We start from the raw sequence: 20,903 nt of genomic DNA on the forward strand, positions 1-20,903 counted from the left end.
GAGCGGAGCTTCGGGGAGGGGTAGACATGAACGCGCACAGGCTGTTTTTGGCCGGCCTCGCATTGGCGTGCGTGCTGCTGTTGCCCGTGTCGACAACGGCGAAAGCCGGTTGCGGGACAAGCTCCGATCTCGACGAGCGCTACTGCGACGCCGACAAGGACTTCGTTGCCGATGCGCCGACAGACCCTTCGAAATGGCGGGATCCGCAGACGCTCGTCTGGGCCTATGCTCCGATCGAGGAGCCGGCCATCTACGCCAGCCTGTTCAAGGATTTCACCACCCATCTCGGCGCCTGTCTCGGTCGCCAGATCGTCTATTACCCGGTGCAGTCGAGCAAGGCGGAGATCGAAGCCATGCGCTCCGGGCGGCTCCACTTCGCCGGCTTTTCGACCGGACCGACGGTCGAGGCGGTCAATCGCGCCGGCGCCGTTCCCTTTGCCGCAAAAGGCATCGGCAATGTGGTGCGCGGCTACAATCTGATTGCCATCGTTCGCGCCGACTCCTCGTTCAAGACCCTCTCCGATCTCAAGGGGCGGCGCGTGGCGCACGCGTCCGCGTTCTCGAACTCAGGGCACTTGGCGCCGCGCGCGCTTTTCCCGGGCGAAGGCCTGAGTCCGGGGGAGGACTATGCGCCGATCATGTCCGGCGGTCATGACAAGTCCATTCTCGGCGTGATCTCGGGTGACTACGACATGGCGGCCGTCGCGTCCGACGTGTTGGAACGTTTGATCGAGCGGCGGATGGTCAAGCGCGAAGACCTGCGCGTCATCTTCACCAGCGGCATCTTTCCGACGTCGTCCTTTGCCTATGCGCATGATCTCGCCCCGCCGCTGGTCGCGGCGATGAAGCGGTGTTTCTTCGACTTCGAGTTCACCGCGGAAATGAAGAGCGAGTTTCACGGCGACGAGCGCTTCCTCCCGATCCGCTACGATCGGGATTGGGCAAGCGTGCGCGAGGTCATCGACAAGGCCGGCGCTTCCACTTTCTGACCTCATCCAACAGCCCGACGGAAGACCGATGCGCCGCGTGCGCAGGCCCTGTCGCGCGCCTACCACAAAACGTCACCGCAGGCCGGGCCAACCCGCCCGAGGCTGCTGTGCGGCTTCCAACCCACGGGATTGCTATGCGAAACTTTGGCAAAGCCATTTACAACTACAGGGTCCACAACCAGGACCCCACCACGATGGTGGGCGTCGCTCTGGTCGTGCTGTTCGCCTATCTGATTGCCGCGCCCATCCTGCTCCTGCTTTCGGACGCGTTCTTCGTGCAGTTCGCCGACCAGGCCCGCTCCGGGCAATCGATCGGCGAGCTGACGCTTTACTATTTCAACCGCGTCTTCCTGTCGAAGATCGCCACCGACGTCTTCTGGCAGCCGCTTTTCCACACCGGGACCATTGCCCTCGGTGCGATCGCGGTCGCGCTGGTGGTCGGCATCCCGATGGCCTGGCTGATCAGTCGAACCGACATGCCCGGCAAGAAGTGGTTCGCCACCGTACTGATCATCCCCTACATGCTGCCGTCCTGGACCTTTGCTCTTGCGTGGCAGACGCTCTTCAAGAACCGGACCACCGGCGGACAGCCGAGCTGGATGGAAGCGCTCGGCTTCGCCCCGCCTGACTGGCTCGCCTACGGCGCCTTGCCGATCACGCTGATCCTGGCCTTGCACTATACGCCCTTCGTCATCCTGCTGTTCGGCAATGCGTTGCGGCAGTTCGATTCGACGCTCGAGGATTCCGCCCGTGTCATCGGCGCCGGCAACGGCGTGATCGCCCGCAAGATCATCCTGCCACTGATGCTGCCGTCGCTGGTTTCGGCCTGCACGCTGATCTTCGCCAAATGTCTCGGTGACTTCGGCGTTGCCTATATCCTCGGCGTTCCCGTCGGCTACGACGTGCTGGCGACCTCGCTGTTTCGCGCCATCTCCACCAGCCAGACCGGCATGGGCGCGATCCTCGCTTTGACCATCGTCGTGCTCGGCACCATCTCGATCACGCTCGACATGTATCTGCTGAAGGAAGCACGCCGTTTCGTGGTCATCGGCTCGAAGGGGTCGATGGACCGCACGACGTCGCTGCGGGGTTACCGGTTGCCTGCAGCGGGGCTCGCCACGCTGGTCTTCCTGCTCAGCGCGGTCGTTCCGTTGCTGGCGCTCGCCATGACCACGGTGATGAAGGTGCCCGGCGTCTTTGCGCTCGACAACTTCACGCTCGCCTACTGGATCGGCTCCGATCTCGGCACCACGGCGCTCAAGCAGGGCATCCTCCTGACGCCGGAATTCTGGCAGGCGACGTGGAATACGCTCTGGATCGTCGGTTCGGCTGCTGCCGGCGCAGGCTTCCTCGGGCTCCTCGTCGGCTATGCCGTTACCCGCACGTCCTCGACGATGATTGCCACGTTCCTGCGGCAAGTGACGTTCCTGCCGTATCTGGTGCCGGGAATAGCCTTTGCCGCCGCCTATCTCTCGATGTTCGCCGTTCAGCGCGGACCCGTTCCCGCACTCTACGGTACGCCGATCATTCTGGTGCTGGCGATCCTTGCGGACCAGATGCCCTTTGCCTCGCGTGCCGGTATCTCGGCGATGATGCAGCTCGGGCGTGATCCGGAAGAGGCGGCCCGGATTGCCGGTGCCGGCTGGTTTCGGCGGCTCGCATCGGTGGTCGTGCCGATCCAGAAGGGCGCGCTCGTCACCGGAATCCTGCTGCCCTTCATTTCCGGCATCAAGGGACTGAGCCTCGTCGTGGTGCTCGCCGTCCCCGGGACCGACGTGCTGACGACCTATGCGCTCAGGCTGGTCGACTACGGCTACGGCCAGGCGGCCAACGCCGTGGTGCTGATGATCTGCATCATCGCCTTCGGCGGCACGCTGATCGTCCAGAAACTCACAAAAAGCAAATTGTCCGACGGTTTGGGAGGCAAGTAATGTCAAGCATCAGCATCCGCGATGTCAGAAAGAGCTACGGCAACACGGTACAGGCAGCTGTCGAGCGGTTGAGCATCGAGATTCCGAAATCCGATTTCCTCTGCCTCCTCGGCCCGTCCGGCTGCGGCAAGACGACGACGCTGCGCATGATCGCCGGCCTCGAGCATCCGACGGCCGGCCAGATTCACCTGGGTGACCGCACCATCGTGTCGGTTGAAGACGGCATCTACGTGCCGGCGGAAAAACGCGGCCTCGGCCTGGTCTTCCAGAACTATGCGCTCTGGCCGCACATGACGGTGGAACAGAACATCGAGTTCGGGCTGAAGCTGCGCAAAGTCGCCAAGCCCGAGCGCGACGCGATCATCGCCGAGGTCCTCGAAAAACTCGCGATCGACCGCTACCGCACACGCCTGCCGTCGCAGCTTTCCGGCGGCCAGCAGCAACGCGTGGCACTCGCCCGCATGCTGGCACTAAAGCCCGACATCATCCTGCTCGACGAACCGCTGTCGAACCTCGACGCCAAGCTGCGCCTGGAAATGCGGGCGGAACTCAAGCGGATCCATCAGGAGCTCGGTTCCACCATCGTCTTCGTGACCCACGACCAGTGGGAGGCGATGACGCTCGCGACCACCATTGCCGTCATGAGCGAGGGCGAGCTGCAGCAGCTCGGCACGCCCGACGACATCTACGAGCGCCCGGCCAACCGCTTCGTCGCCGAATTCGTCGGCAACCTGCCGATCAACATCATCGAGCTTGGCAGCGAGCGATCCGGCGCCCTGGTCGCCTGGATGCGGGGCCAACTGGCTTCAAGGACATTGCCGCAGCCGGCGGGCTCCGTCGGCATCCGCCCGGAATCCGTGCGCCTGGCGCGCACCAAGGTGGAAGGCGCAAAGGAGGCGAGGGTCGTCGAAGTGGTGCCAACCGGCGGAAGCTGGATCGTCGAGCTCTCGGTCGACGGCGAACAGTTCTTCGCGATCGCCGGCGAGCTGCCGGCGGCTGCCCGCGGCGACACCGTGTTCTTCCACGCCGAACCCCATCACCTGCACATCTTCGATACCGAGGGCCGGCGCATCGCCGCCTGAGACGAAGCAATCCCGTACCGACAGAGCAATTGATCGTAAGGAGGATAAAATGCTGTCAATACAAGAGGGTAGACTGCCAAAGTCCGTTCGCCGCGCCATTCTGGCCGGCGTGTCGCTGGTGGCGCTCGCCGCACCCGCGGCAGCGCAGGACGCAGCCGAGCTCGGCATTTCCGATGCCGACTACACGCTGGAGGCGCTGATCGAGGCGGCCAAGAAGGAAGGACCGATCACCGTCGTCGATGCGACCGGCAAGATCGTTTCCATGGCCGAGAACTTCACGGCGAAGTACGGCATCCAGGCGACCGGCGTGAAGCTCAGCGGCCAGGACCAGCAGCAGGTCATCCTGCGTGAAGCGGTTGCAGGCAGCGTTCGCTCCGACGTCTTCAACATGAGCAATCTTCCCTCGGTCACCACGGAAATCATTGCACAGGGCGCCGGTGTCAGCTGGATGCCGCCGGACCTGAAGGAGGTCGTTCCGGTCCAGTACCAGACGCCCGCGATCACCAGCCTCAACCCCTGGGTCTGGGCCTACAGCACCGACGTGCATGGCGACAAATGCCCGATCGACAACGTCTGGGCGCTGACGACGGAAGACTGGAAGGGCCGCGTCGCCATTCCCGATCCGCTGCTGCGCAACGAGACGATGTTCTGGTTCAACCAGATCGAAACCCATGACGACGAGGCGATGCGCAAGGCCTACGAGGCCTTCTTCGGCAAACCGCTCGAAACGGAAGAGGCAAGCGCAACGGCCGAATGGGTCAAGCGCCTGGCCAAGAACAAGCCGAGCGTGACCCGCAGCGATACCGATGTCGGCCCGATCATCGGTGCGGCCGGACAGGAAAAACCGTTCATGGGCTTCCTGAGCTCGGCCATCTTCCGTGACGCGAAGAAGAATGGCTACGGCATGGGCATCTGCGCCGGCCTGAAGCCCTGGGTCGGACAGCTGACCCCGCGCGTGGCGGTTATCGCTTCGGGCTCGAAGCATCCGAACGCGGCCAAGCTCTTCGTTCACTTCATGATGACCGAAGAGGGCATGGCGCCGCAGCTCGCCGACGGCAAGATCTCCTCCAACCAGGAAGCGAAAATTCCGAAGGAAGAAGCCTCCGGCGTCATCGACGTCGTGCATGAACTGCACGTCCCGCATTCCGAGACCTCGGAGGCCGATTTCGCCAAGCTGCAGGATTGGCAGGACTTCTGGATCGTCAATTCGCGATAAGCAAACCAACGTCGCACCGCGCCGGGGACTATTTTCCGTCCCCGGCGCGGTGTTGTATGAGGGGTGAGGTGCCTCGCCTCAGACGGCCGGAGCGCGCCCCATCGGGCACAGCGGCGGAAAAATGCTTCCCGTTTTGGTGCATTTTTGCCCAGAACCTGCGCACTGCATAAAGTTGTAGGTACCATCGAAATGGAAAATCCATAAACTCGCGCTAGACCGATCGTCATTCGTGAATCGGGAGCGAGGCATGCAAAGAGACGTGCAGTTCAACGGGCAGAAAGATTGGCGGATCGCGCGATATGCCGTCGGTGGCATTGTTGGATTTGCCGTGCTTGCCCAGCTCCTGGTCTATCTCAGCCTGGTCGCCCTGGTCGACCAGCCCTATGCGGCTGCCGTTGTCGGTGCCGCGCTGATCTCCCTTTTGATGGGCGTGCCGCTGATCGTTTTGGCCGCGACACAGTTTCGGCGGGCGCAACGCCTGCGCAACCAGATCAATCACGTCGTCGCCCATGACGCCACGACAGGCTGCGTGACCGGTCGCGGGCTCGTCCAGCAGGTCAATGGCCTCGAACGCCGCCGCCAGCATGCCGGCGAGGAACTGCATGGCGCGCTCATCCATTTGCGCATCAACAATCTCGATGACGTCGGAACCGCTTTCGGTCCGTCCTGGAGCGAGGAACTGCTGCAATTCGTCGCCTCGACGATCAGCACGTCCGTTCGTCGCGACGATATCGTCGCCCGAACCGGTCCCGCCAGTTTCGACGTGTTGCTTGTGGGCGCAACGGAGACCGATGCGGAACATGTGTCCAACCGCCTGACGAAGGCGCTGTCGTCCGCCCATTTCTCTGCCGATGGCAGCAAGGTCGACCTCGAACTCAGCGTCGGCGGCGCCTTGTTCGATGGCGGCGTCGATCTGGAACGCCTGCGCCGGGCTGCAGCCTCCGAGACGGTGATGGTCGCCGGCGAGGGGACCCAGCGTGTTGACTTCGTACGCTTGCCTTCGGCCTGAAGGATAGGTCGTGACGTTGCTTGCGTCGGGGGTGATAGGCAACGATCGCTCGCAGCGGCTGAGGTTAGGCCTTTAGATCGCGTTAGGGTTGCGGTGCGCTTGACCCCATTGTTGCGACGGGGTTTTTGTGATCAGCGGTGCGGTCGTGGGGCCTATTTTATTTCAATAGGTTACTGGAATCTTTCGGCGCAACACTGTTGTTCCATTTTTGCAACATAGCCGTGCGAAAGCTTGAGGCTTTTCGGGATCACCCCAAAATTGGTCCCTGCTTTATATTACCTCTGTATTATCTGTCGATAATTAAGGCAGTTGCGACGTAGGCTTGGATTAACCAGCATGGCGTACTGAGGGGGATAGACTTGAAAGTGGGGAAATTTATTGGGGGCGGGCTGCTTTCCATTCTGCTCGCGTCGACGGTATTTGCGGGTGGTGCTGCGGAAGCGATGACGCTGAGGGAAGCGCTTCAGATCGCGATGGAATCGAATCCGGAAATCGGTCAGTCGATCGAGAACCGTGAGGCGATCGAATTCGAACTGCGGCAGGCACGTGGCCTCTATCTGCCAAGTGTCGACGTCGAAGCCTCGACTGGTGTGCGCCATCTCGAAGACAGCAGCCGTCGCCTTGGTTCGATCGAGAACGATCCGCTCTATCCTTCCGACGTTGGACTGACCATCACGCAGAAACTCTTCGATGGCGGTGGCCGTCGCGCTGAACTCGAGCGTCAGGCAGCGCGCGTCGACAGCGCCTCCTTCCGCGTGTTGGAGCGCTCCGAGACGATCGGTTTGCAGATCGTGCGCGAGTATTTCGAATATATTCTCCAGCAGCAGATCGTTGCCGAAGCGCGCAAGAACGTCGGCGTGCACCAGTCGATCCTGTCGGATATCAGCTCGCTGATTTCGGGCGGCGCCCTCACCGAGGCGGACCGCCAGCAGGCAAGCGAACGGTTGCTTGCGGCCAAGGCGCGCCTACAGGAGGCGGAAGAAGCCTTCGATACGGTCAAGATCAGCTTCAACCGCCTAGTCGGACAGCCGCTCACCAATCCATCCATGCCGAAGTCGGTCGCCGGCGCGCTGCCGAAGACGCTGGAGACGGCGATCGGGATTGCCCGCACCAACAATCCGCGGATCAAGGCCGCCGATTCCGACATCAACGTCGCGGACTCGCAGGTCAAGGCGGCGCGTTCGAACATGCTGCCTGAAGTCTTCGCCGAGGGTCGCGTACGCACGGGCAACGATATCGACGGTTCGACCGGCAATACCTGGGACGCCCAGGGCCGGATCGTCGCGAAGTGGAACCTCTATCGTGGCGGCATCGATGTCGCCAACGAGCAGGAGCAGATGCGCCGCGCAAGCGAGCAGCGCCTGGTCTTCCACCAGGCGCATCGCGAGGTTGAGGAAGCCGTGCGCATCTCCTGGGAGCGCCGCGGCAGCCAGTACGACATCGCCCGCACGTTGAACCAGCAGGCGCAGATGAACGTGCAGCTCGTCGAATCTTATCGCGAGCAGCTCAAAGTCGGCCAGCGTTCGCTGCTCGACGTGCTCGGTGCGCAGAATTCGCGTTTCAACGTCAGCGTTCTCGCGAAGACCGCGCAGTATGCAGCGCTGTTTGCCGAGTACCGGCTGCTGGCGGCAACAGGCCAGCTATTGCCGACCATGAAGATCAAGGCGCCGGCGCAGGCGGAAGCCTATGCGCGCAATGAGTTCAATGTCCCGGATGCGCCCGCCACAGAAACCTATCGCCGTGTGCCGTCGCGCCAGACGAACGATCTGCCGCTCGACCTGTTGGCGCCGATCCGGCAGAAATGAATAGTCCTCGTCAGGGTGGACACAATCGGTGGTGATGCAAGGCATTGACAGGCATGTGCAGATTGGCCCGTCTCTGACCGGCTTTTCCGAGGCGTTCAAGGAGATATGCATCTTCTTGAACCGCCCCTCGTCAGACAGCGTGCTCTATTCAGACGTCCCCTTCGACCCTCGGTTGCCGAGCGCCGAGGACGTGTCCCGTATTGCCGAGCGGGTCGGCCTGGAAACGGAGCCCGTTTCGGCGCGCGTGATCGGCAATCGGGATTTCGTCTATCCGTTGCTGCTCGTCTTTCGCGATGGCCGTGCCATGGCGCTTCTGGAAGAGGCGCCCGACGGTACTTTGAGCCTTTCCAACAGGCTGGCTGCGCCCAGCGAGATGCCGATAAGGCTTTCCGACCTCGACGTCGGCGGGCTTGCCTATGCCTTGTCCTTCTCGGCCACTTACCTCAATACCGCGTCCGGGCGCGGCGTCGGCGAGGCGCGCAACATCGATCGCCGCCACTGGCTGACCGCCACGGTCAAGCCGTTCTGGCAGGCCTATGTGCAGGTGGCCATCGCTGCGTTCTTCATCAATGTGCTGGCGCTTGCAGCCCCGCTCTTCACGATGAACGTCTACGATCGCATCCTGCCGAACAAGGCGATCGCGACGCTTTGGGTGCTGGCGTTCGGCATCAGCACCGCCATTCTCTTCGACTTCCTTTTGAAGACGGTGCGCGCGGCGCTGATCGACTATGCCGGCCGCAAGGCGGACCTGAAGCTCTCCTATATGCTGTTCGAGAAGATCCTGCACGCGACCATGGCGTCGCGGCCGCCTTCGACCGGCGAATATGCCAACCGGGCGATGCAGTACGAATTCGTTCGGGAGTTCTTCACGTCGAACACGCTCAGCACGATCATCGACAGTCTGTTCGTCTTCGTCTTCATCGCAGCCGTCTACGCGGTGGCGGGCTGGATCGCCATCATCCCGGCGGTCGCCTTCATCTTCAGCCTCCTGATCGGCTATGTCGCGCAGTACAAGATCGGCAACCGTGTCGCCGCCGCGTCGAATGAATCGGCCCAGCGTCAGGCACTTTTGGTTGAAACGATCAGCGCGATCGAGACGGTGAAGACGTTGCATTCGGAAAAGCAGCTGCTTCGCCGCTGGAACGAGCTCGCCAAGCATTCTTCCAACACGTCTGAGCAGATCAAGGAGATTTCCTCCTGGGCTTCGCATGCGACGCAGTTCGTGCAGCAGTTGGTCACGGTCTGCATCGTGGTGGCTGGCGCTTACCAATTTACCGAGGGCAAGATTTCGTCCGGTGCGATCATTGCAGCAAGCATGCTTTCCGGCCGCGCCGTCGCGCCGCTCGGCCAGATCGCCATGACGCTGGCGCGGCTGCGGCAGGCCATTCTGTCGCTGCGGATCCTCAATGCCGTGATGGAGCAGCCGGAAGACCGGCCGGACACGATTGGCTTCGTCAACCGCGAGATCCGCAACGGCAGCATCACTTTTACAAATCTCGATTTCGCCTACCCGCAAACGGACCACAAGGTGGTCAGCGGCATGAACGTCACCATCAAGGCCGGCGAGCGTGTCGGCATCATCGGCCGGATCGGTTCGGGCAAGACGACGATCGGCCGACTTTTGGCGGGTCTCTATGCGCCGAGCGCCGGGCGCATCCTGCTCGACGGCGTCGATATCCGGCAGTTGCACCCCTCCGTCGTCCGTTCGGCCGTCTCGTTCGTCTCGCAGAATTCCGACCTGTTTTCCGGCACCATCAAGGAAAACCTGCTGATGGCGAACCCGACCGCCAGCGACGAAGAGGTGGTTGCGGCTGCAAGGCTGGCCGGCGTCGATGAGTTCGTCTCGCATCATCCGCGGGGCTACGACATGCCGGTCGGCGAACGCGGTTCCCAGCTGTCCGGCGGACAGCGTCAGGCGGTCGCCATCGCCCGGCTACTGTTGCGCAAGCCGAAGGTGGTGTTTCTGGACGAGCCGTCCGGTGCGATGGACCTCGCCAGCGAGCGCGAGTTGATCAACAAGCTTTCCAACGTCTTCAGCGGCGATGTCACCCTTTTGATCTCGACGCACCGCCACAGCATGCTGAGCCTTGTCGATCGGCTGCTGGTGCTCGACCGGGGGCGCATCGTCGCCGACGGGCCGAAGGCTGCGGTCATCGAGCAGTTGCAGCGGCGTCCCGGTCCTGCCGGACCGGCGGAAGGAGCGGGGCTGTGATCCACCTTCTCCACGTCACGGCGAAGCAATGCCGGTCCCCGCGTTTCGGAGGGCGCCGAGATGACTGAGAAACCGCCGCTGGCCGCGCGCGCCGGACTGTTGGTGATCGGGCTGTTGATCAGCTCCTTCGTCGCCTGGGCGGCGATCGCCGAGGTCGACGAGATCGCCCGCGGCGAAGGCAAGGTCATTCCCGTCTCGAAAACGCAGATCATTCAATCGAGCGAGCCCGGTATCGTGCGCGAGATCGCCGTACAGCCCGGCCAGGTCGTGCGCCGTGGTGACCTGATCCTGCGGCTCGACGATACGGCAAGCGGCTCGTCGCTCGGCGAGCTCGAAGCCAAGGCCCGCTCGCTGCGCGCACAGATCGCACGGCTGGCGCTGGAAGAGACGGGGGCCTACGACACCCAGTACACCTGCCCGGAGGATGTCAACAAGGTTGCACCCGCCATCTGCGCCAACGAGGAGCAACTGCTTCAGGCCAAGGCCGGCAATTTCAACAACAAGCTGTCGGTCATGCAGGCCCGTGAGGGCCAGCGTCAGAAGGAGCTGGCGGAGGCTCAGGCCAACATCACCCGCCTGAGCGAAAGCCTGCTGCTCACCGAGCGCGAGCAGGGACTGCTGGAGCCGATGGCCAAGCGCAAGCTCGTGGCGCAGACGGAGCTGCTGCGGGTCGAGAAGGAACTGACCGACACAAGGGGGCAGCTTGCGCTCTGGAAAGAATCGGTCGGCAAGCTCGAGGCGGCGCTGAAGGAAGCTTCGCTGCAGGTGACCGAACTCTCGCTGCAGCTGAAGCAGGAGGCCCTGGCGGAAAAAACCGAGGCGCTTTCGCAGCTTTCAGTGATCGAGGAGACCATTCGCGGCGCCACCAGCCGGGTTGCCAATACCGACATTCGCTCGCCGGTCGATGGCATCATCAATACGCTCGATGTCAACACGGTCGGCGCCTATGTGACGCCCGGAGCGGTGATCGGCGGCGTCGTGCCGACGTCGGAGACGCTGCTTGTCGAGGCGCGGCTTTCGCCACGGGACGTCGCATTCGTTCGCACCGGACAGCCGGCGTTGATCAAGGTCTCGGCCTATGATTTCTCGATCTATGGGGGGCTCGGTGGAATTGTTGAGACCGTCAGCGCCGACAGTCTCGTCGACCAGAACAGCGGCGAGACCTATTATCTCGTGCGCGTCAAAACCGACATGGCCGCCCTCGTGAAGGATGGGCGCGAATATGCGATCATGCCGGGCATGATCGCCTCGGTCGACATCATGACCGGCAAGAAGACGATCCTGGCCTATCTGATGAAGCCGATCAACAAGGCCCGCGAGGAAGCGCTGCGGGAGCGCTGACCGATGAACGAGACGCCGCCTCTGGCACAGGAAGAGGACATGAGCGCGCTGCGGTTCCGCGTCGTTACCGTCGGCGGTCAACGCCGCGGCATCAAGCTCGAGGAAATCTACTGGCACTGCCTGGGCGAGCTTGCCACCCGGCAAGGCTGCCGACTTGCCGATATCGTCGCGGCCTGCGAAAGAGAACTCGACGGCGAAGGCAACCTGACGGCACGTCTGCGCTATGTCGCGACCCGCCACCTTCACGATCAGCTTGAGACGGCCAGGAAACGCGGCAGCCTGGCGGCCGTCGCCAGCCAAGTGCGCGCCAGCCCGTCGCCAGCTTTCGCGCTCACGGGCAGCAAGCACATCGTCGCCTACAACGCGGCCTTTCTCTCCTTCGTTCAGACGCGTGTGTTGCGCTCACAGCAGCCGCAGGCGGCGCGTGGTCTGCGGCTTTCGTTCGACGTCCAGTTCGTCGATCTGGTCCAGCGCTTGAAAGCGGCTCCGGGCGAGCCGCAGCCGGCCGGCTTCACCATCGGGGTGCAGGGACAGGTTACGCGCGGCAAGCTCAAGGCTGCACTAGCCCCGCTCGTGGATCAAGACGTGATCATCGGCTTCATTCTCGGTTGACTGAGTAGTGGTCGCTGCTAACCACAAGGCCGTCAGCCAAGTCGAGCCTGGCGGGCACGGTCAGCGAACGGCGATGCCTTCTCCGGGCATGACGTCGGCGAGCGGTGCGGCGGAGGCGACCTTGTCGCCGGTACTCTTGATGCCGTGGATCCAGGAACGCTCGGCGCTGACCGAAAACAGCGGCTGATAGCTCGGCAAGGCGCTATCGAGTTTCACCTCGTCGCTGAGGTTATCGAGGATGAAGTGGCCCTGGCTCGTCGTGATCGCGAGGACCGCGTGATATAGGTTGCGCCTGACGTCACGCAGAACCACGATCGACATCGCCTCCGACGGCAGTCCCGCCGCCTTCAACGCGGCCATCTTCAGAATGGCGTAGTCTTCGCAGTCGCCCTTGCCGAGTGCAAGAATTTCGTCCGGCGTCGCCCAATAATCCTTGGATCCGTAGTTTTCCGCGTCCGGCTGGTAGCGAACGATCCGGTTCACAGTCCGGTTGATGGCGCTGATCTTCTGGCGAAAGGTAAGACCATTAGCGTTTTCGATCGCCTCGCCGAGTATGTCGCGGGCGGCGCAACCGCTCTTTTGTGTGCAATCGTTGAAGTCCGCAGCCACCACCGCCGGGTAGACGGTCTTCCAGTTGCGGGCGACGGGGATCGATGACACCCGGAACGCAACCGAGTGGAAAACGGCGGATGGTTCCGACTGTGCGGACGACTGGGGCCGGAGATCAGGGCGCGTCGCCAGCGCCACTTGCTGCACGTGCTGGCGCCTTAGGGCTTCGGAAGCCTGCTTCGACCAGGTGTCGATGGTTTGGGTTGCGATGGCGGCGAGTGGGCTTGCCAGGCTCACCATCTGATGCGACAGGCCGGGGCCAAGCACGGCCGGTTGGCCAGCCTGCGTGGGTGTCGTTGCGAAAAGCGACGCAAGGCCGACCGCGAAGACCGAAGTCTTCAGGTATTTGCTGCCGTGCTTCCAACGCTTCTTGTTCATCGCCGTGCCTCTCCGCTTCTTGAGGACACTGTACGAATGAAAAGAAAAACGCCGGTAAAGCGGTATGTATTATTTAGAGTGTTGCGAATAGATACGTTTTATCTAAATTTTTATTCAAATTTTATACTTTTGTATTCTTTCGGCTCAAGCCCCTTCTTTACAAATGATATCGTGGACTTGCTGATGGAGACGGTGGCCGATCACATTCGCTCATCTCGGAAAATATTTGCGCCGGCACCTAGTCATACAGACGTCCTGGTCATTGAATGACGCGCGTTTTGCCGTTGCCGCATTGCAGCGCTAATCCGGAAGCGAGGTTGGTTTCCGAACGATGACCAGAAATACTAAATTTGTACTAACGTCACCAATTTTGGGTATTAGCATAATATAGTATGCTGTTCTAGGTGAGGCTCTTCGGTGCCAATTGCGCTCTCGCAAGGTTGATGTTTTCGTCGCCCGCAAAGGTCGAGGGGTATTTCCATGGCAACCGAAGGCACCGCAATTTCCAAAGAAGCCGCCGCTCTGTCGGCAGAGGCAATAGAATTCCGCAACGCGCCGGACGGCAAGGCTGACGGCCTGGTTGCGCAGGCCGCTCCCGCAGGAGAGCCGGAACTCATCGACCCCGCGACGGGCGCTCCCGTGAAAGGCGCCGAAACCGCGCCTCAGACAGCGCCCATGCCGACGCAAGTCAGCGCCGATGCTTCGAACATCGTGCATTTGCCTGAGGGCGCGTCGATCGAGAAGATCAAGGTCGTTGGCAGCGATATCGTTTTGGAACAGCCTGACGGCTCCACGATCACCATTCACAACGCGGCATTGAAAGTCCCGACCTTCCTGATCGGCGATGCCGAAATCCCACGCGAAACCCTCGTGGCGGTGCTCGGGGAAAACGGCATCAACGTCGCGGCCGGCCCCGACGGCAGCATCAGCGTCGTTTCGAACCAGAGCAGCGGCGGCGACTTCGCCGAAGCCGACGGCGACATCGGTCAGGCTGGGCCGGTTATCGACTTGCTGGCGCCGACCGCACTGCAGTTCCCGGCGCTCGAGACGGTCGAACTTCTGGCTCCAACGCTCGATTTCAACGATGCGCCGTCGATCATCCCTGACGGCAACAGTGACCCCAGCGGCATCTTCGTCAGCGACCGCCAGGTCGATGAAGCGGGCCTGGCCAGTGGTTCGCGCGCCGGAGACGGCAGTACGTCGGTCATGGGCTTCTTCACCATTTCCGATCCGGATGGTGCCGGCGACATCGCCAGCCTGACGATCAACGGCCAGACTTTTGCGATCGGCGGTCTCTTCGGCCAGTCGGTTGCGGGCCAGTTCGGCGTGCTGACCATCACGGCCTACGATCCCGCGACCGGTGTCGCGCATTATACCTATGAGCTGACGAGCGCAGTCACCAGTTCGGGCGTCAACCCTGGTGCCAATGTCGAGCAGGACCGGGATATCTTCACCCTTACGGTCACCGACGGTGACGGGGCCACCGGCACGGCCACGCTGCGCGTGGATGTCGTTGACGACATTCCTCTAATCGGCATCACGAATCCCGAGACGGCTCAAGTGGCCGAAGGGCAGACACTTTCCGGCAACTGGACGCTGACGGCAGGTGCCGACGGCGTCGGCACGGTGGACGTGACGGTTGGCAACACCACGCAGACGCTGACGTTGACCGCAGGCCAGAAGGTGGAGTTCACGCTCTCCGAGGGTACGCTGACGGTCAATGCGGACAAGACCTGGTCGTTCCAAGCGGCGGGCAACCTCAACAATCCGGGCGGCCTCGACGTAACGTTCTCACTGTCGGCCAAGGATGGTGACAACGACACGACGGGCGACAGCCAGACGATCAAGGTGGTGGACGGCGCCGGTCCGTCGGTTGATCCGCTTGCCGCGTCCGCAGCGCTGACGCTCGATGACCAGAACCTTGTGAACGGCTCGACGCCGGCGGGTGGTGCGGAAAAAAGCAGCGGCTCGATCGGCTTTGTCGCTGGTTCGGATGCGATCGCGACGATTGCGTTCGGCGACATTAGCGGGCTGACCGGCGCGCTGACTTGGGATCGTGTATCCGATTCCCAGGTCATTGGCCGGGCCGGCGGTGCGACGATTGTCACACTGGACCTTGTTCGCACAGGCGATAGCGCCACGGTGACGGCGACCTTGAACGGCAACTACGCCAGCCATCCCGGCATCAATTCCGACGACCTTGCGAACCTCGGCCAGATCAAGGTGATCGCGACCGATACCGACGGCGACAAGGCGGAAGGCACGGTGACGGTCACGGTCTCCGACGACGTGCCGGTCGCTGCTGCGGATGCGGACAGTGTATCCGAAGACGGCGTCCTCGTTGCAGATGGCAATGTGCTGACCGGTTCGGGTGGTGCAGACGTGAAAGACACGGACGGCGTCAAGGATGTCGCCGGTGCCGACGGCGTATCGGTCACCTCCGTTTCATTCGGCGGCGCGGCAGGCTTGGTCGGCGATTCGACGACGGGCCAGTACGGCACGTTGGTGCTCAATTCCGATGGCAGCTACACCTACACGCTCAGCAACACGGTTGCCGGCGTCCAAAATCTTGCAGCAGGCCAGGTGGTAACGGATACCTTCACGTACGAGATCACCGACGGTGACGGCGACAAGTCTTCGACGACGGTGGCGATCACGATCACCGGCACGAACGACGCACCGGTGATCACCTCCGCAGTGCAGAGCGGTGCGGTGACGGAGATCGCCGACAATGTTGCGGGAGAAAACGCCACCCTCCACGCGCAGAACGGGGCTGTGACGTTTGCCGACGTCGATACGCTCGACACCCACAACGCCAGCTTCTCAGCCGGCGGCAGCGGATACCTCGGCACCTTCTCGCTTGCCTCGCTGAACCAGGCGACGGACTCTGTCGGCTGGAGCTTCGAGGTCGCCGACAGCGTGCTCGATTCGCTGCAGGCCGGGCAGGTCCTGACGCAGACCTACGATGTGACCGTCGATGACGGCCACGGCGGCACGGCGACCCAGACGGTGACGATCACGATCACCGGCACGAACGACGCACCGGTCATCACCTCTGCAGTACAGAGCGGTGCGGTGACGGAGATCGCCGACAATGTTGCGGGAGAAAACGCCACCCTCCATGCCAAGAACGGGGCTGTGACGTTTGCCGACGTCGATACGCTCGACACCCACAACGCCAGCTTCACGGCCGGCGGCAACGGATACCTCGGCACCTTCTCGCTCGGTTCGCTGAACCAGGCGACGGACTCTGTCGGCTGGAGCTTCGAGGTCGCCGACAACGTGCTCGATTCGCTGCAGGCCGGGCAGGTCCTGACGCAGACCTACGATGTGACCGTCGATGACGGCCACGGCGGCACGGCGACCCAGACCGTAACGATCACGATCACCGGCACGAACGACGCACCGGTCATCACCTCTGCAGTACAGAGCGGTGCGGTGACGGAGATCGCCGACAATGTTGCGGGAGAAAACGCCACCCTCCATGCCAAGAATGGGGCTGTGACCTTTGCCGACGTCGATACGCTGGACACCCACAACGCCAGCTTCACGGCCGGCGGCAGCGGCTACCTCGGCACCTTCTCGCTCGCCCCGCTGAACCAGGCGACGGACTCTGTCGGCTGGAGCTTCGAGGTCGCCGACAGCGTGCTCGATTCGCTGCAGGCCGGTCAGATCCTGACGCAGACCTACGATGTGACCGTCGATGACGGCCACGGCGGCACGGCGACCCAGACGGTGACGATCACGATCACCGGCACGAACGACGCACCGGTGATCACCTCCGGTTGGCAGCTCGGTGGCGTGATTGAACGCCTTGACGGTTTTCCGGGCGAGAACACGGTAACGCACACACAGGACGGCACGGTGACGTTTGCCGATGTCGATACGCTGGATGTGCACACGGCCAGCTTCACGGCAGGTGGCAACGGCTATCTCGGCACCTTCTCGCTCGACCCGGTGAACCAGACGACCGACAGGGTCGGCTGGAACTTCGCGGTTGCCGACGGAGTGCTCGACTCGCTGCAGGCCGGCCAGATCCTGGTGCAGACCTATGACGTGACCGTCGATGACGGCCACGGCGGCACGGCGACCCAGACGGTCAGGATCGTGATCCTCGGGACGAACGATGCCCCGGTGATCACCTCGGGCACGCAGAGCGGTGCGGTGACGGAGATCGCCGACAAGGCGACTGGCGAAAATGTGGTCGTCCATGCGCAGGGTGGGGCGGTGACGTTTGCCGACGTCGATACGCTCGACACCCACAGCGCTGGCTTCTTGCCGCATGGCGGCAGTTATCTCGGTACCTTCGCTCTCGATCCGGTCGATCAGGCGGGTGACAAGGTCGGCTGGAGCTTCAAGGTCGCGGATGGCGTGCTGGACTCGCTTCAGGCCGGCCAGACGCTGACGCAGAAGTACACCGTGTTCGTCAATGACGGCCATGGCGGCGTCGCGACGCAGACCGTGACGGTTGTGATTACCGGGACGAACGATGCACCGGTGATCACCTCCGGCACGCAGAGCGCTACGGTGACGGAACGCGCTGACGGTGCAGTCGGCGAGAATTCGGTGGTGCATGTTCAGGGCGGCAAGGTGGCCTTTGCCGACGTCGACACGCTGGACACCCACAACGCCAGCTTCACGGCCGGCGGCAGCGGCTACCTCGGCACCTTCTCGCTCGCCCCGCTGAACCAGGCGACGGACTCTGTCGGCTGGAGCTTCGAGGTCGCCGACAGCGTGCTCGATTCGCTGCAGGCCGGGCAGGTCCTGACGCAGACCTATGATGTGACCGTCGATGACGGCCACGGCGGCACGGCGATCCAGACGGTGACGATCACGATCACCGGCACGAACGACGCCCCGGTCATCACCTCTGCAGTGCAGAGCGGTGCGGTGACGGAGATCGCCGACAATGTTGCGGGAGAAAACGCCACCCTCCACGCGCAGAACGGGGCTGTGACGTTTGCCGACGTCGATACGCTCGACACCCACAACGCCAGCTTCACGGCCGGCGGCAGCGGATACCTCGGCACCTTCTCGCTCGGTTCGCTGAACCAGGCGACGGACTCTGTCGGCTGGAGCTTCGAGGTCGCCGACAGCGTGCTCGATTCGCTGCAGGCCGGGCAGGTCCTGACGCAGACCTACGATGTGACCGTCGATGACGGCCACGGCGGCACGGCGACCCAGACGGTGACGATCACGATCACCGGCACGAACGACGCCCCGGTCATCACCTCTGCAGTACAGAGCGGTGCGGTGACGGAGATCGCCGACAATGTGACGGGTGAAAACGCCACTCTACATGCGAAGAACGGCGCCGTGACGTTTGCCGACGTCGATACGCTGGACACCCACAATGCCAGCTTCTCGGCGCAGGGTAGCGGCTATCTCGGTACGTTCGCTCTGGCGGCGGTGAATCAGGCAACGGACTCTGTTGACTGGAGCTTTAAGGTTGCCGACAGCGTGCTCGACTCGCTACAGGCCGGTCAGACCCTGACGCAGAAATACGACGTGGTCGTCAATGACGGCCACGGCGGTACGGCGACGCAGACGGTGACGATCACGATTACCGGCACCAACGATGCGCCTATTCTCACTGTCGACAACTCTGGTGCCGTCACCGAGGACGTTAGCGTCGTTGCGGGCAAGCTCAGCGATAGCGGAAGCCTGAGCTACGCCGACGTCGACATCGGCGACACGCACACGGTGTCGAGCACGCTGACCGGGGCACCCGTATGGTCCGGCGGCAATCTTTCGGCAGTGCTGAGCGCGACGCAAATCGCCGAACTGACAAGCAACTTCTCGACGACGGGTTCTAGCTGGAACTATAATGTCTCGAACGCACTGGTGCAGTTCCTCGACAGCGGCGAGACGATTACGTTCTCCTACAATGTTGCCGTGACCGACGACAAGGGTGCGACCGATACCGAGACCGTGACGATCACCATCAACGGCGCCAATGATGCGCCGGTGGTCGCCAGCACCAGCGTCTGGCTCCCGAGCGATCCGGCGCAGCAGACGCCCGGCTACAGCAACGGCTACCCGCTGCAGGTATCCGTGCCGACGGATGTCGATGGCGAAAACGTAACCGTTACCGCCACCGATATCACCGCGCCGAGCGAAGTTTTCTACTTCAACGGCAGCAGTTACGTCGCGCTCACCGCCGGAACGGTACTCTACAGTCCCACTGCAGGGATCAACCTGCTTGATGACCTGGTTTACCGGCCCACAAGCGCCATCGACGACACCGTCAGCAGAACTTTGAACCTGACAGCGAGCGACGGGACGAATACGACGCCCTATTCCGTCACAATTAATGAGCTGCCACCCAATCGTGCTCCGGCAGAATCGAAACAAATCGGAGACGGCAGCAGCCCGCTGAATTCTGGCCAGAACGTCAATGTTCAGTTGCCCATCACTCAGGCTTTTGCGGATGGTCTCAATGCAAATTTGGCTGGCGCTACCATTAAGGTTCTGACGGATTTCCAAAAGACTCCTGTCGATGTTCCAATTCCCGCCGACGAACGCAACCCGACGAACTACAATGATGCCAGTTCTGGTACAATGCGTGAGCGGGAGTTGCAGGTTGAGCTTTGGATCGGCAGCAATAAGTTCGTGGTGGTCGAGAGAGATACCAGTACATCATTTGAGCAGAGTTGGTTCTACGACAGCACCTCCCGCCTGATGGCGGCAACTGTCAGTTACTCGAATATCTACATGCTCGGGTCTGGCAAGACTCTCGCGCAATTTCTTACAGAAAACCCGGCTGATGCCGGTGATAGTTGGACGCTTAATTATAGCGACAACGATGGCGGTAACTTCCAGGCACGAACGGCCAAGTTTGAGTTTTACTACAACGATCCGGGTGACCCGGGCATCGTTGTGGTGGGCGACAATGCGAAGCCGAACCTGATCTACGGCACTTCGGGTAACGACACCCTGACCGGTGGCGCCCTTGACGATACCATCATCGGTCGCGCTGGAAACGACGTGATCAACGGCGGTGGCGGGCACGATACGCTGAGGGGAGGCGCAGGCAACGATCGGATTGATGGCGGGGCCGGCGCCGACCTGCTCGACCTGTCCGATGCCACCGCGGGCGTGACGTTGACGCTCACGCAGAGCAGCAGCGACACGACCGTAAACCTCACGAGCGTGGGGCTCGGAACCGACATTTACCGGAATATTGAAGGTCTGATCGGCTCCGATTTCAACGATAGTCTCACCGGCAGCACTTCGAACGACCAACTCTACGGTGGCGGTGGCGCCGATACGATAAGCGGTGGCGGAGGCAATGATATGCTCTACGGAGGTGCTGGTTCCGACCACATGACCGGCGGCGGAGGCGGAGATACTTTCGTGATCGGTTCCGACGCTCCTGGCATCGCAGACGTCATCACCGACTACAATCACGGCGATCAAGACGCTGTCGACCTGTCCGAACTGCTTGGAAACCTTGCTTCCGACACGACGCTCCAGAATAATTATGTTCGCGTTCAGGACGCGGGCAGCGGCGATGCCAACCTGCAGGTGGACACCGACGGCAGCGCCGGCAGCGGCGGCTGGCATACGGTTGCAGTGCTGGAGGATTTCCAGGTCTCGACTGATGTGGTGAAGATCCTGTTCAACAATAACGGGACGAAAACAGAGCAAGATGTTCACTAACGCAACGTCGGTCTCGACAGTTCAGCGGTTCTCGGCAATCATCCGGGAACCGCGTAT

General features: G+C 62.2%; 11 protein-coding genes. 10 read left to right on the top strand and 1 reads right to left on the bottom strand.

Features of this window, described 5'->3' with window-relative positions:
* Nucleotides 1–26 precede the first annotated feature (26 nt).
* The 9 genes from phnD to IB267_RS15425 all read left to right on the top strand — a co-directional run bounded on the left by phnD (nucleotide 27) and on the right by IB267_RS15425 (nucleotide 12,197).
* Nucleotides 27–989, top strand: coding sequence for a phosphate/phosphite/phosphonate ABC transporter substrate-binding protein (phnD, locus tag IB267_RS15385; RefSeq protein WP_192448393.1), 963 nt, complete (start codon nucleotides 27–29; stop codon nucleotides 987–989).
* A gap of 134 nt (nucleotides 990–1,123) precedes the next feature.
* The gene (locus IB267_RS15390) at nucleotides 1,124–2,920 is read left to right on the top strand and encodes an iron ABC transporter permease (protein ID WP_192448394.1); all 1,797 of its coding nucleotides are present in this window, start codon (nucleotides 1,124–1,126) and stop codon (nucleotides 2,918–2,920) included.
* Nucleotides 2,920–4,002: an ABC transporter ATP-binding protein gene (locus IB267_RS15395; protein ID WP_192448395.1), complete on the top strand. Its 1,083-nt coding sequence runs from the start codon at nucleotides 2,920–2,922 to the stop codon at nucleotides 4,000–4,002. Before IB267_RS15390 ends, IB267_RS15395 begins: the two co-directional genes overlap by 1 nt.
* Nucleotides 4,003–4,051: 49 nt before the next feature.
* Nucleotides 4,052–5,218, top strand: coding sequence for an ABC transporter substrate-binding protein (locus IB267_RS15400; RefSeq protein WP_192448396.1), 1,167 nt, complete (start codon nucleotides 4,052–4,054; stop codon nucleotides 5,216–5,218).
* A 247-nt stretch (nucleotides 5,219–5,465) separates the two neighbouring features.
* On the top strand, nucleotides 5,466–6,227 hold the full coding sequence (locus IB267_RS15405) for a diguanylate cyclase domain-containing protein (RefSeq protein ID WP_192448397.1): 762 nt from the start codon (nucleotides 5,466–5,468) through the stop codon (nucleotides 6,225–6,227).
* 443 nt (nucleotides 6,228–6,670) lie between these two features.
* Nucleotides 6,671–8,032 (top strand): TolC family outer membrane protein, encoded by a 1,362-nt coding sequence (locus tag IB267_RS15410; protein WP_192449226.1) that lies wholly within the window; start codon nucleotides 6,671–6,673, stop codon nucleotides 8,030–8,032.
* A 34-nt stretch (nucleotides 8,033–8,066) separates the two neighbouring features.
* Nucleotides 8,067–10,244 carry a type I secretion system permease/ATPase gene (locus IB267_RS15415; protein WP_192449227.1) on the top strand — a complete coding sequence of 726 codons (2,178 nt, stop codon included), beginning with the start codon at nucleotides 8,067–8,069 and terminating at the stop codon, nucleotides 10,242–10,244.
* Between the two features lie 60 nt (nucleotides 10,245–10,304).
* On the top strand, nucleotides 10,305–11,585 hold the full coding sequence (locus IB267_RS15420) for an HlyD family type I secretion periplasmic adaptor subunit (protein WP_192448398.1): 1,281 nt from the start codon (nucleotides 10,305–10,307) through the stop codon (nucleotides 11,583–11,585).
* Between the two features lie 3 nt (nucleotides 11,586–11,588).
* Nucleotides 11,589–12,197, top strand: a complete 609-nt coding sequence (locus IB267_RS15425; RefSeq protein ID WP_192448399.1) for a ribbon-helix-helix domain-containing protein — start codon at nucleotides 11,589–11,591, stop codon at nucleotides 12,195–12,197.
* Nucleotides 12,198–12,257: 60 nt separating this feature from the next.
* On the opposite strand, the gene IB267_RS15430 is transcribed toward IB267_RS15425, so the two are convergent.
* The gene (locus IB267_RS15430) at nucleotides 12,258–13,184 is read right to left on the bottom strand and encodes a transglutaminase-like cysteine peptidase (RefSeq protein ID WP_246810665.1); all 927 of its coding nucleotides are present in this window, start codon (nucleotides 13,182–13,184) and stop codon (nucleotides 12,258–12,260) included.
* Nucleotides 13,185–13,664: 480 nt separating this feature from the next.
* On the opposite strand from IB267_RS15430, the gene IB267_RS15435 reads away from it, so the two are divergent.
* Complete coding sequence (locus tag IB267_RS15435) at nucleotides 13,665–20,846, top strand: VCBS domain-containing protein (protein ID WP_192448400.1); 7,182 nt, start codon at nucleotides 13,665–13,667, stop codon at nucleotides 20,844–20,846.
* Nucleotides 20,847–20,903: the final 57 nt, after the last annotated feature.

It is taken from the genome of Ensifer sp. ENS09, assembly GCF_014852425.1.
GTDB lineage: Bacteria > Pseudomonadota > Alphaproteobacteria > Rhizobiales > Rhizobiaceae > Ensifer.